Here is a 12,141-nt window from a genome sequence, read left to right as displayed (position 1 = left end):
GGGGCGGCGGCTGCCTTTGCGTCAACTATCCGCGAGAGCCGCGATGGTGGCAAGGCTCACGCGTCGCCGGCCTGGGTCATCGGACCCGGCCCGAGGCCCCAAGGCTGCGGATCGCGGCCCTTGCGGCCTCGGTCACCGGGGCTTCGGTGGCCTTCAGGATCGCCAGGCGGTCGAATTGGTCGGGGTCGCGCATCAGCCCCTCGCGCAGGGCCCGGCCGAAAGCCAGGCGCAGTTCCGTGCCGATGTTGACCTTGGCGATGCGGCTGCCCTGGGCCAGGGCGCTCCGCTCTGCCGACGAGATGCCGGAACCGCCGTGCAACACCAGGGGCACCGAGGTCAGGGCCTCGATCGCGCGCAGGCGGGCAAGGTCAAGGCCCATGCCGGGCGCCTGTTGCAGGTGGACATTGCCGACCGAAATCGCCATGGCGTCGATGCCGGTTTCGCGCGCAAAGCGGGCGGCCTCTTCCGGGTCGGTCCCCCGGGACTCGGCGCCCCCGGCGTAGCCGACGAAGCCGATCTCGCCTTCGCAAGAGGCGCCCTGCGCATGGGCCATCTCGGCCACAAGGGCCGTCAGGTCGATATTGGCTTGCAAGGGCAGGCTCGACCCATCGACCATGACCGAGGTGAAGCCTGCCTCCAGCGCCGCCCGGCAGTCCTGGGCCGTATAGCCATGGTCCAGATGCGCCACGACGGGAACCGAGGCGGCTTCGGCCAGGTGGCGGAACATGGCCCCCAACACGGCCAGCGGCGTATGGGCGCGACAGCCCGGCCCGGCTTGCAGGATGACCGGAGCGCGCTCGGCCTCGGCGGCGGCGACATAGGCCCGCATGTCCTCCCAACCGAGGCAGACGAGGCCGGGGACGGCGTAACCGTCCCGCAGCGCCGGTTGCAGGACCTGGGCCAGGGTCGCCAGGGTCATTTGAACTTTGCCACCATGTCCATGATCCCCGGGATCGTGTGAAGCTGCGCCGCATGGGTCGGCTGGAAGAATTGCTTCAGGCTGCGCTGGCTTTGGCCGCCGAGGATGGTGAAGTAATACATCTCGTAGCCCGGCAGGACGCAGCAGGGGTGATAGCCCTTGTCGATCAGCACGGTTGACCGGTTCATGATGTGATAGGCCTCGCCCGGCTCGTTGTCGACGCGTTGCAGCATCTGCATCCCTGACCCGTAGTCGGGGCGGAAGCGGAAGTTGTAGCATTCGTCGTGGCGGGTCTCTTCCGGCAGGCGGTCGGTGTCGTGCTTGTGGCTCGGGAAGCCCGACCAGCCGCCCGCGCCGACAGTGAAAAGCTCAGAGACCAGAAGCCGCCCCACCCGGTCATGATAGGCCGCGCCCAGGATGTGCTTGATCTTGCGGTGGGTTTTCGTGTCGTCCGAGCCATATTGCACCCGGTCGATATCGGCGGCGCGCACGGCAAAGGGGCGGAGCGTCTCGGCAAAGGCCGCGCCCGCGACGAAGACCTCCGTCTCGGTCCGGGCAGTGATCCGCGCCCCGGCGCCCGAGGGGACATAGACACCCTCGGGCTCGCCGTCCCAGACATCGACGCCCCGGTGGCCGATATCGGCAAAGGTCTCGCCCTGGGTCTCGACCGTTACCGTGCCTGTGGCGGGGACCACGCAGGTCTCGTAGCCCGGGGTTCGGTAGTCGAAATGCTGGCCCGCCGCCAGGCGCAGGATGTTGAAATAGACCAGGGGGACCAGGGGGTTGCCCATATCGACGATGGGGCGGTTCTGGTTGTCATGGGGGGCGATGTGCATGGCTTGTCCTCTCAGGCCGTGGGGCCGCTGTGGAAGGTGATGAAGCGGTCCAGCTCTTGCGAGGTGGGCATGGCCGGGGCGCATCCCACGCGCGAGACGACGATGGCCGCCGCCGCCGATCCGCGCAGGACGGCCTCTTTCACCGGGGCGCCCTGTGCGAGGCTTGCGATAAGGTTTCCAAGGAAGGCGTCGCCGGCGCCGGTGGGTTTCAGCGTCGCGGTCTGGAAGATGCCGGTGCGGATCTCCTGGCCCTGGGCAAAGGTGATCGCCCCCTTCTCGCCCATCTTGTAGACGGTGATTTGCGCCGTCAGGCTGCGGGCCTTGGCCAGGCCCTGGCCCTTGGCCCCGGACATGAAGTCGAACTCCACGTCGTTGCCCACGATCACGTCACAAAGGCTCGCCGCGCGGGAATAGACCTCTGCCGCCTCCTCGGCCGAGGCCCAGGAATAGGGGCGGTAATCGACGTCGAAGATCAAGGGCAGCCCCGCCGCCCGGGCGAGGTCGAAGGCGCGGAAGCAGGCCGCGCGCGAGGGTTCTGACGCCAGGACCGTTCCCGTGGTGACCAGGGCACCGAAGCGGGCGTAGTCGACGGCTTCCACATCCTTCAGGCTCATCTGGAAATCGGCGGCGTGGTTGCGGTAGATGACCGATTGGCAATTCTCCATCCGCGTCTCCACCACGGCGAGCGAGTTGCGCGCCTCGCCCCCGGCAGAGCGCACAAGGCTGCGGTCCACGCCGTAGGCATCGAGTTGCGCAAGGCAAAACCGCCCCACGGCATCATCCGATACGCAGGTCAAAAGCGCGGCCCGCCCCCCCGCCCGGGTCAGGGCCACCGCGATATTGGCAGACGATCCCCCAAGGGCCGAGGTGAAGCGTGTCGCGGCCTCGATCGGCGTGCCGGGCGGGTCGGCGTAAAGGTCCATCCCGGCGCGGCCGATGATCAGGCAGGGCAAGCGCCCAAGGCGCGACAGATCGGCCATCACAGGCCCGCCCTTTGCGCGGCGCGCCCGGCCTCGACCTCGGCATGTTTCTCGCGGACCCGGTCCGAGGCCGAGACTTGCGGAGTCCCGATCTCCCACCAGGCGTGGCCCTGGGTGGTCCAGCCTTCGTGCGGGTCAACCTGCATGACGATCACGCTGGTCTTGGGCGCCGCCTTGGCACGCTGGAAGGCGGCGCCAAGCTCGGCAGGCCCCGCCACGGTCTCGGCCAGAGCCCCCATCGCGCGGGCATGGGCCTCGAAATCCACGGCAAAGGGGTCGGGGACGGTCGGGCAATCGGCGATCAGGTTGTTGAAGCCGGGCTGGCCGGTGTTGCCTTGCAGCTTGTTGATGACCGCAAAACCGCCGTTGTCCAGGACCAGCACGATCAGCTTTTTCTGCGTCAGGACCGAGGAGTAAATGTCGGAGTTCATCAAGAGGTAACTGCCATCGCCGACCAGGACCACGGTGTCTCGGTCCGGCTCGGCTTCCGACTGCGCGATGCGCGCGCCCCAGCCGCCGGCGATCTCATAGCCCATGCAGGAGAAGCCGAATTCGACATCCACCGTGCCGATGCCAAGCGTGCGCCAATTGGCGGTGACCTCGGCGGGAAGACCTCCGGCGGCAGTCACGATGCGGTCGCGCGGGTGGGCGAGAGCGTTCACCACCCCGATGGCCTGGGCATAGGAATTGGGCCGGTTGCCATGGGCCACATTGGCGGCGACATAGGCATCCCAGGTCTTGCGATGCGCCTGGGCCTTGGTCACCCACTCTGCCGGGGCGGAGTGGTCCAGAAGCGCCTCGGACAGGACTTCGAGACCCAGGCGCGCGTCGCCCACCACGGCAAGGGACTGGTGCTTGGCGGCGTCATGGCGTCCGACGTTCAGCCCGATCAACCGCGCGTCAGGGGCAAAGACCGTCCAGGAGCCGGTCGTGAAATCCTGCAACCGCGTGCCGACGGCAAGGATCACATCGGCCTCTTTCGCCACGGCATTGGCGCTGTCCGACCCCGTCACGCCCAGGGGTCCGATGTTCAGCGGGTGGGTGGCCAGGAGATTCGCCCGCCCCGCGATCGTCTCGACCACCGGGATGCCGTGGACCTCGGCAAAGGTGGTCAGGGCTTCGACCGCGCCGGAATACTGCACCCCGCCGCCCGCGATGATGAGGGGCCGCCTGGCCTGGCCGAGCAGGGCGGCGGCCTCGGCGATCTCCAGGGCATCCGGGGATTGGCGGCGGATGCGGTGGAGGCGGCGGGCAAAGAAATCAACCGGATAGTCCCAGGCCCAGCCCTGCAGGTCCTGCGGCAGGCCGATGAAGGCCGGGCCGCAATCGGCGGGGTCGAGCATCGTGGCCAGCGCTGCGGGCAGCGATTGCAGGATCTGCGCCGGATGGGTGATGCGGTCCCAATAGCGGCTCACCGCCTTGAAGGCGTCGTTCACCCCAAGGGTCGGATTGCCGAAATGCTCCAGCTGTTGCAGCACCGGATCAGGCAGCCGCGTCAGGAAAGTGTCGCCGCAGAGCATCAGCATCGGCAGGCGGTTGGCATGGGCCAAGGCCGCCGCCGTCAGAAGATTCGCCGTCCCCGGCCCGGCGGAGGCCGTGCAGAACATGAAGCGCCGCCGCAGGTGGTATTTCGCATAGGCCGCCGCCGCGAAACCCATGCTTTGCTCGTTCTGGCCGCGATACAAGGGCAGGGCATCGCGCAGCGGATACAGAGCCTCCCCCAGGCAGGGCACATTGCCATGGCCAAAGATGCCGAAACCGCCGCCGCAGATGCGGACCTCGGCGCCCTCGATCTGGATGAATTGCGCCGCCAGCCAGCGGGCGATGGCCTGGGCGACGGTCAACCGGATCGTCTGGGGCATGGTCTGACCTTTCGAAGGGGCTTGCGCGGGAACTCGGCTCAGGATACCCATTTTGCAACCGGTTGCAATATCGGTCGGGTGGCGAGATGGCAGAGATCGGAATAGGCCTGGTCGGCGGCGGTTACATGGGCAAGGCCCATGCCGTGGCCCTGTCAGCAGTGGCGGCGGTCTTCGACACGCCCTTGCGCCCCAGGCTGGAGGTGATCGCGGCGACGACCGAGGCTTCGGCGGCGCGCTATGCCACGACCTATGGCTTTGCGCGGGCGACGGCGGATTGGCGCGACCTGGTGGCCGATCCCAAGGTGGGGGCGGTCGTCATCGCCTCGCCGCAAGAGACCCACCGGGAGATCGCGCTGGCGGCCTTTGCGGCGGGAAAGCCGGTGTTCTGCGAGAAGCCTTTGGGAGCCTCGCTGGAGGATGCCCAGGCCATGACCCTTGCGGCAGAGGCCTCGGGCCAGGCCAATATGATCGGCTTCAACTATGTGCGCACGCCTGCGACGCAATTCGTCCGCCAGCTTCTGGCCGATAGGGTGATCGGCCAGGTCACCTGGTTTCGCGGGGAACATACCGAAGATTTCCTGGCCGATCCCCAGGCCCCCGCAACCTGGCGCACCAGGGGCCGCGCCAATGGCTGCATGGGCGACCTGGCGCCCCATCCGATCAACTGCATGCTGGCCCTGATGGGCCCCGTGGCCCAGCTTTCGGCGCGGATCGAGACGGTCCATGGCCAGCGCCCCGGAGGCGCTGTCACCAATGACGACCACGGGCAGCTGATGCTGCGCTTTGTCTCCGGCGCCATGGGGCATCTTTACGTCAGCCGGGTGGCGACGGGGCGCAAGATGGGCTATGCCTATGAAATCCATGGCACAAAGGGCTCGATCCGCTTTGACCAGGAGGATCAGAACGCCCTCCACCTCTACCGCGCCGAGGGGCCGGAGGCGACGCGCGGCTTCACCCGCATCCTGACCGGCCCCGCCCATCCCGACTTCGGCGCCTTTTGCCAGGGGCCGGGGCATGGCACGGGCTATCAGGATCAGATCATCATCGAGGCGCGGGATTTCCTGCAGGCCATCCACTCCGGCCAGCCCGTCTGGCCCACCTTCCGCGACGGTCTCGCGGTCAGTCAGATCATCGAGACCGCCTTCCAGGCCTCGGACAGCGGCCAATGGCACCCCGTCCCCCAAGGAGCGACCCCATGACCATCCGCATCGGCAATGCGCCCTGTTCCTGGGGCGTCGAATTCGCAGGCGACCCCCGCAACCCGCCCTGGACCCAGGTGCTGTCGGACTGCGCGGCGGCGGGCTACAAGGGCATCGAGCTTGGCCCCATCGGCTTCATGCCCGAGGACCCGGCCATCCTGGGCGCGACCCTGGCGCAAAACGACCTGGAGCTGATCGGCGGCGTGGTCTTCCGCCCCTTCCATGATCCCTCGAAGTGGGAGGAGGTCCTGGACGCCGCCACCCGCACCTGCAAGGCGCTGGTGGCCCATGGCGCGCGCCACCTCGTGCTGATCGACTCGATCTCGCCGCGCAGGGCGCCAACGGCGGGTCGGGCGGCTGATGCCGAGCAGATGGGCCCGGCCGAATGGTCGGCCTTCCGCGACCGCATCGCCACCGTGGCGCGGATGGGGGCCGAGGACTATGGCCTCACCGTCGGCATCCATGCCCATGCGGCGGGCTTCATCGACTTTGAACCCGAGCTTGAGCGGCTCTTGGATGAGGTCGACCCCGCCATCCTGAAAATCTGCTTCGACACCGGCCACCACTCCTATGCCGGTTTCGACCCCGTGGCCTTCATGCGCCGCCATATAGGCCGGATTTCCTATATGCATTTCAAGGACATCGACCCCAGGGTCAAGGCCCGCGCCATCGCTGCCTCCACCGGCTTCTACGAGGCCTGCGGGCAGGGCATCTTCTGCAACCTCGGGCAAGGCGACGTGGACTTCCCCACCGTCCGCCAGATCCTGCTGGAGGCGAATTTCCAGGGCTGGTGCACGGTCGAACAGGACTGCGACCCGACCCTGGATGTCAGCCCCATCGACGACGCGCGGAGGAACCGCGACTACCTGACCTCGATCGGATTTTGAAAGGAGCCGGAGATGGCACAACTCAACTGGGGCATGATCGGCGGGGGTGAGGGCAGCCAGATCGGCCCGGCGCATCGCCTGGGCGCCTTGGCGGACGGGCATTTCCGGCTGGTGGCGGGGGCCTTGGACCACCGCCCCGAACAGGGCCGCGCCTATGCGCAACGCTTGGGCGTCGTGGCCTCCCGCGCCTATGGCGACTGGACCGAGATGCTGGCCGGAGAGCGGGGCCGGGATGACCGCCCCGACCTGGTGACGGTCGCCACGCCGAACTCCACCCATTTCGAAATCACCAAGGCCTTCCTCGAGGCGGGCTTCAACGTGCTGTGCGAAAAGCCCATGACGCTCACGGTCGAAGAGGGCGAAGAGATCGTCCGTGTCGCCGAGAAGACCGGCAAGATCTGCGCGGTCAACTATTGTTACTCGGCCTATCCGATGGTCCGCCAGGCCCGCGCCATGGTGCAAGCCGGGGACCTGGGCCGGATCCGCCTTGTCGTCACCAGCTTCAGCCACGGCCACCACGGAGACGCCACCGACGCCGATAACCCCCGCGTCCGCTGGCGCTATGACCCGGCCATGGCGGGCGTCTCGGGCCAGTTCGCCGATTGCGGCATCCATGCGCTGCATATGGCCTCCTTCATCTGCAACGACGAAGTCACCACGCTCTCCGCCGATTTCGCCTCGACGATTCCCTCGCGCCAGCTGGAGGATGACGCCATGGTCAACTTCCGCATGGGCAAGGGCACGGTGGGGCGGCTTTGGACCTCTTCGGTGGCCATCGGGCGGCAGCATGGCTTCGACATCCAGGTCTTTGGCGAGACGGGGGGCTTTCGCTGGGCCTCGGAACAGCCCAACCAGTTGATCTATACGCCCCTGGGGGGCCGCACGCAGATCATGGAGAAGGGCGAGGCCGGGCTTTGCGAGGACGCAAGGCGTCTCTCCCGCGTGGCGATTGCCCATCCCGAGGGTTTCCCGCTGGCGGTGGCGAACATCTACTGCGACCTGGCCGATGCGATCCGCGGAGAGCCGCGCCCGGGCCTGCCCCGCGCCGCGGCGGGGCTCAGGTCGATGGCGGCGGTCCATGCGGCGGTGGCCTCGGCCCGGGCGGCAGGCCAATGGGTCGACGCCCGCCCGCCGATGTTCCGCTAGCGCAGGGTCTGACGCTCGATCACCTCGCAAGGGAAAAGCCGGGTTTCCGGCGCCATCCCGGGGTTTGCGATGGTCGCCACCACAAGCTCGATGGCCGCGTCGATGATCGCGGCCACCGGCTGGCGGATGGTCGTCAGGCCGATGTTCTGCCAGCGCGACATCTCCATGTCATTGAGCCCGATCAGACCGATGTCGCCCGGCACCGAAAGCCCCGCGTCCTGGATCGCGGTCATCGCCCCCACGGCCAGAAGATCGTCGCCGCAGAAATAGGCCTCGGCCGGGGAGGCCAAAAGCACCTGCATCGCCCTGCGCCCGGCGTCGAAGGTGTAATCGGCAGCATAGGACAGCGCCACGCCCTGCCCCGCCAGCCCCTGGACGAAGCCTGCCGCCCGGTCCTGGGTCGAACTCGCCCGCTCTGGCCCACCCAGGAAGCCGAAGCTGCGATAGCCATGGGCCAGCAGGACCTCGGCCGCCATGCGCCCGCAGGCCCTGTTGTCGATCCCCACCACATGCACATCCGGCGAGGCCCGGCCAAAGGCATGGACCACCGGCAGACCCGCCGCCTTGCAGGCCAGGGCAAAGCTGGGCGGAAGGGTCGAGGAGGCGACGATCACCCCATCCACCGAATATTGCCGCAACATGCGGACTGCGCCATCGGTGTCGCTTGCCTGGCTGAGGTTCACCAGCAAGGGCCTGAGCCCGCGATCCTGCAAGCCCCGGGTGAAAAGGTCGAAGACCTCCAAGATCAGGGGGTTGTGGAAGTTGTTGGCGATCAGCCCGATCAGCTTCGTGCGCCCCGTCGTCAGGCTTGAGGCGAGCGCATTGGGCGCATAGCCAAGCTCAGCCGCCGCCGCCTCGACCTTGGCGCGGGTCTTGGCCGAGACCGAGGCGCCATCGGTAAAGGTCCGCGACACGGCCGAGCGCGAGACACCGGCCCTGGCCGCCACGTCCTTGAGGGTTACTGCCATCAGATCTCCGCCCACCACTGTCTTGGCAAGACTATACGGGTTCAGGCGGCCAAGAAACCACGACTTCAAAGCGCCTTGCGCGCCCCCCCTGGTCCAGTTCCATGACCGCCGGCACCGGGCAAGCGGATGCGCGACCTTGAGACCGAGAAGGGCGCTCGACCCGTCAGGCGATCTTGGGGTCAAGGCGCTTTGCCACCCTGACCCCGAGGGCCTCAAGCCGGAGGCGCGTCAAGCCGCAGGTATTTGATCGCCCTGCGGTGATAGGTATAGGCGATGTGCAGGGCGCCATCGGGGCCCTGGAGGATCGAGGGATAGGAATATTCCTTGTTCAACCCCTCTTCCGAGTTGTTCGACAGGCAATAGCCGCTGCCCTGCTCGAGGCTGCGGCGAAGCGGAAAGGTCCCACCCCCGTCGGCCGAAAGCGCCAGCACCAGGGGCGCGCGCGGCACGCCCCAGACGGCCGTGCCCATGGGGCCCCCCGCGTCGCCCTCTTCGATCTCGTCATAAAGCGAGGCGCGGCGCTGGTCGGACATGAGGGCATTGGTCGGATTGCCCACCAGGGCCAGGCGGCCATCGGCCAGGCGCACCACCTGGATCGAGGAATTGTTGTTGGGCAGGTCCACCGGATCGGCCGGGCCCCAGGTCAGGCCGCCATCGGTCGACAGGCTGCGCCGCACCGCCTGGGCAAAGCGGTCGCGATAGAAGGCCGGCATCGGCACCGAACCCGGCACCGGGTTCATATGCACCGCGCCAAGGCTGCCCGGCACCTCGACCGCCGCCCAGCTCGCCCCCTGATCGCGCGAGACCAGGGTGACGGCGGTATCGAGCCCCCCGGTCCAGCGCCCCTCGGGCGGGGTGACGCAGCGAAAACCCGGCAGGATCCACTCCCCCCCCGGGCCAAGGATGGGCGGCTGCCGGACAAAGACTCCGCGGAAATCGCCCAGCCTTTGCACCGGCCCGAAGCGCATGCCATCGGGCGAGCGGCGGACATGGATCTCGCATTCATCCTGCCGCCCGCCGGGCTGCGAGGTGTGGAACAGCCAGACTTCTCCGCCCGGCGCGACCCAGAGCACGGGGTTCTGTTCGGACCGATCGGGCGCATGGCTCAGCCGCTCGGCCGGGCTCCACCGCGAGGCGCAGGGGGCCAGCCGCGAGAGCCAGATCGAGATGTCGCTTTTTCCCTCCATCGTGCCACCGAACCAGGCGCAGGCCAGGGCGCCCCCCGGCAGCAGGGCCAGGAAAGCCGCATGGTTCTGCACGCAGGGCGAGGGCAGGAAAGCCTCGATCCGGTCGGTCTCGGTGGCATGGCGGTGCAGGACCCCGTCCATCCTGGCTTCGATCTGGGGGCGGGCAAGTTCGCCCGGGGGCATGAGGTCCATCGCAGTCTCCACGAAAGCCCGCGAGTCGGGCGCGACAGGGACAGAAGCAAGCAGATCGTGCAAAAAATTACAAGTTGTCAAAATGCGGAGTCCAGGATTTTCCGTGAGGAACTCGCACAAATAATTGTTTTATCGTATTATTTATTTCTTTCCGGCACACTACCTCCACCCAAGTCGCCAAAATCCGCCGAGTTTGTATAACAAGTTGACAGACTTCGCCCGGAGTTGTTAATCATCAGCAGCAGGCACGAGCCGAGGAGGCGCCATCCAGTGGCGCGGCCGGGCCGCTCACAACATGGGAGGAATGCATGAAAGACGGAATGCAACCGGGCCTGACCCGGCGTGGTGCCTTGCGGCTTGGCCTGGGCTCGGTCGTCGCCGTGGCCGCCTTCGGGCCGGGCGCGCATATTGCCATGGCCCAGGAGGGCCAGGTGCTCAAGGCCATCAGCCCGGCCTTCAGCCAGGACTGGTCACCCCTGCGCGGCGGCGGCGTGCCCTATCGCTGGAACTCGGTCTGGAATGGCAGCGCCATGTATTTCAACGACAAAGGGGAAATCCAGCCCTATGTCCTGACCGAATGGACCCCCTCGGCCGACTTCACCTCCTGGACGCTCAAGGTGAACCCCGCCGCCAAGTTCGCCGATGGCTCCGCCATCACGGCGGCGGACGTCAAGGGCTCGTGGGAACTGTCCGCCATGCCCGCCACCAAGAACCAGCGCGTCGACCAGGTGCTTGCGGGCGTCGCGGGTTACGCTGCGGTCAAGGACGGCACGGCCACCGATATCTCGGGCATCGTGGTCACCGATGACGCCACGCTGACCGTCACCCTCTCGGGTCCCGATCCGATCTTCTTCCAGCGCCTCGCCAACCACATCGCGCCCATCGTCAAGGTCTCGGTCGCCCGTGGCGCCGATGGCAACGAGGTGCCTGACTGGTTCCTCGGTGCCAATGGCGCGACCTCGGGGCCCTTCATGATGGAGGCGGCCGACCTGGACACCGGCCTGATCACCTGGGTTCCCAACCCGAATTTCTTCGGCGAGGCGCCCAAGCTCGCCCGCATCGAACTGACCTCGGTCGAAGACAATGTGACGGCCACCCAGATGCTGAAGTCGGGCGAGTTCCAGGCCCATACCGAGCTTGTGACCTCGACCATGATCCAGGACCTCGGCGCCGATTTCGCCGCCGGGCCGACGATCCCGACCAGCCAGCATTTCTGGTTCAACACCACCCGCGCGCCGATGGACGACCCCAAGGTGCGCGAGGCGCTGATCCTGGCCATCGACCGCGACGGGCTGATCAAGGCCTCGTTCCCCGATGGTCCGCACCAAAAGACCGACACGGTGATGAACTCGGTCCCGGGTGAAGAGGATGCGGCTTTCGTGCCCTATCCGCATGACCCGGCCAAGGCCAAGGAGCTGCTGGCGGCCTCCAGCTATGGCGGGCCGGAAAAGCTGCCGAAGCTGATGTTCGTGGGGATCTCCTCGCCCGCCAACGAGGCGGCGGCGCAGTATATCGCCGAACAGTGGCGCCAGAACCTGGGGATCACGGCGGTCGACATGAAGCCGCAGCAGGACCAGTATGCCGGCCCCGACCAGAACGCGGTGCAGATCTTCCGCGATGACGTCGGCACCCGGGTTCCGGATGGGGCGAGCTACCTTGCGGGGTCCATCGCCTCGACCTCGGGCAATGCCCAGGGCAAGATGGGCGGCTACAAGAACGACAAGGTCGATGCCCTGATCGCCGAGGCCCTGACCAAGCCCGCCGACGATCCGGCCCGCGTGGCGCTGGCGCAAGAGGCGCAAAGGCTCTTCCGCGACGACTTCTGCTTCATCCCCTGGTACAAGCAGACCATGTCCCGCTGGGCGAATGCCAATGTCGCGGGAATGGAAAAGAACCTCGACTGGCAGATCGTGGCGCCCTGGGCGATCACCATCGCCTGAAACTGAACGGCGGCGGGGATGACCC

Annotated in this window: 10 protein-coding genes; 4 read left to right on the top strand and 6 right to left on the bottom strand. The window is 67.3% G+C overall.

What is annotated here, in order from left to right; genetic code table 11:
- Positions 1-76: 76 nt before the first annotated feature.
- Genes GV832_RS01975 through iolD form a run of 4 tightly spaced genes read right to left on the bottom strand, consistent with a single transcriptional unit; the run spans position 77 to position 4,597 of the window.
- Entirely contained in the window at positions 77-919 is an 843-nt protein-coding gene (locus GV832_RS01975; protein WP_168773148.1) for a class II fructose-bisphosphate aldolase, read from the bottom strand.
- On the bottom strand, positions 916-1,755 hold the full coding sequence (locus GV832_RS01970) for a 5-deoxy-glucuronate isomerase (RefSeq protein WP_168773147.1): 840 nt from the start codon (positions 1,753-1,755) through the stop codon (positions 916-918). The genes GV832_RS01975 and GV832_RS01970 overlap by 4 nt, the downstream gene beginning before the upstream one ends.
- Before the next feature lie 11 nt (positions 1,756-1,766).
- Complete coding sequence (gene iolC, locus GV832_RS01965) at positions 1,767-2,735, bottom strand: 5-dehydro-2-deoxygluconokinase (RefSeq protein WP_168773146.1); 969 nt, start codon at positions 2,733-2,735, stop codon at positions 1,767-1,769.
- Entirely contained in the window at positions 2,735-4,597 is a 1,863-nt protein-coding gene (iolD, locus tag GV832_RS01960; RefSeq protein WP_168773145.1) for a 3D-(3,5/4)-trihydroxycyclohexane-1,2-dione acylhydrolase (decyclizing), read from the bottom strand. The genes iolC and iolD overlap by 1 nt, the downstream gene beginning before the upstream one ends.
- A gap of 86 nt (positions 4,598-4,683) precedes the next feature.
- Between iolD and GV832_RS01955 the strand changes: the two genes are divergently transcribed.
- From GV832_RS01955 to GV832_RS01945, 3 genes are read left to right on the top strand one after another with little or no spacing between them, the layout of a single operon-like run.
- Positions 4,684-5,796, top strand: coding sequence for a Gfo/Idh/MocA family protein (locus GV832_RS01955; protein ID WP_168773144.1), 1,113 nt, complete (start codon positions 4,684-4,686; stop codon positions 5,794-5,796).
- Positions 5,793-6,683, top strand: coding sequence for a TIM barrel protein (locus GV832_RS01950; RefSeq protein ID WP_168773143.1), 891 nt, complete (start codon positions 5,793-5,795; stop codon positions 6,681-6,683). The genes GV832_RS01955 and GV832_RS01950 overlap by 4 nt, the downstream gene beginning before the upstream one ends.
- Before the next feature lie 12 nt (positions 6,684-6,695).
- Entirely contained in the window at positions 6,696-7,829 is a 1,134-nt protein-coding gene (locus GV832_RS01945; protein ID WP_168773142.1) for a Gfo/Idh/MocA family protein, read from the top strand.
- Here the strand turns inward: GV832_RS01945 and GV832_RS01940 are convergent.
- Together GV832_RS01940 and GV832_RS01935 are read right to left on the bottom strand one after the other, a co-directional pair.
- Complete coding sequence (locus GV832_RS01940) at positions 7,826-8,797, bottom strand: LacI family DNA-binding transcriptional regulator (protein WP_168773141.1); 972 nt, start codon at positions 8,795-8,797, stop codon at positions 7,826-7,828. The two genes, GV832_RS01945 and GV832_RS01940, sit on opposite strands and share 4 nt — an antisense overlap.
- Positions 8,798-9,009: 212 nt before the next feature.
- Positions 9,010-10,176 carry a sialidase family protein gene (locus GV832_RS01935; protein WP_227754184.1) on the bottom strand — a complete coding sequence of 389 codons (1,167 nt, stop codon included), beginning with the start codon at positions 10,174-10,176 and terminating at the stop codon, positions 9,010-9,012.
- A gap of 308 nt (positions 10,177-10,484) precedes the next feature.
- Here GV832_RS01935 and GV832_RS01930 point away from each other — a divergent pair, with 308 nt between their 5' ends.
- Positions 10,485-12,116, top strand: a complete 1,632-nt coding sequence (locus GV832_RS01930; protein WP_168773140.1) for an ABC transporter substrate-binding protein — start codon at positions 10,485-10,487, stop codon at positions 12,114-12,116.
- Positions 12,117-12,141: the final 25 nt, after the last annotated feature.

The sequence above is a fragment of the Stagnihabitans tardus genome (genome assembly GCF_009925085.1).
GTDB classification, from domain to species: Bacteria; Pseudomonadota; Alphaproteobacteria; order Rhodobacterales; family Rhodobacteraceae; genus Stagnihabitans; species Stagnihabitans tardus.
This window is presented reverse-complemented; position numbering and strand designations above follow the sequence as displayed.

Excerpts from the sequence above, each read along its gene's own strand:
- GV832_RS01975 (WP_168773148.1), bottom strand. The coding sequence starts at position 919 with ATGACCCTGGCGACCCTGGCCCAGGTCCTGCAACCGGCGCTGCGGGAC.
- GV832_RS01970 (WP_168773147.1), bottom strand. The coding sequence starts at position 1,755 with ATGCACATCGCCCCCCATGACAACCAGAACCGCCCCATCGTCGATATG.
- iolC (WP_168773146.1), bottom strand. The coding sequence starts at position 2,735 with ATGGCCGATCTGTCGCGCCTTGGGCGCTTGCCCTGCCTGATCATCGGC.
- iolD (WP_168773145.1), bottom strand. The coding sequence starts at position 4,597 with ATGCCCCAGACGATCCGGTTGACCGTCGCCCAGGCCATCGCCCGCTGG.
- GV832_RS01955 (WP_168773144.1), top strand. The coding sequence starts at position 4,684 with ATGGCAGAGATCGGAATAGGCCTGGTCGGCGGCGGTTACATGGGCAAG.
- GV832_RS01950 (WP_168773143.1), top strand. The coding sequence starts at position 5,793 with ATGACCATCCGCATCGGCAATGCGCCCTGTTCCTGGGGCGTCGAATTC.
- GV832_RS01945 (WP_168773142.1), top strand. The coding sequence starts at position 6,696 with ATGGCACAACTCAACTGGGGCATGATCGGCGGGGGTGAGGGCAGCCAG.
- GV832_RS01940 (WP_168773141.1), bottom strand. The coding sequence starts at position 8,797 with ATGGCAGTAACCCTCAAGGACGTGGCGGCCAGGGCCGGTGTCTCGCGC.
- GV832_RS01935 (WP_227754184.1), bottom strand. The coding sequence starts at position 10,176 with ATGGACCTCATGCCCCCGGGCGAACTTGCCCGCCCCCAGATCGAAGCC.
- GV832_RS01930 (WP_168773140.1), top strand. The coding sequence starts at position 10,485 with ATGAAAGACGGAATGCAACCGGGCCTGACCCGGCGTGGTGCCTTGCGG.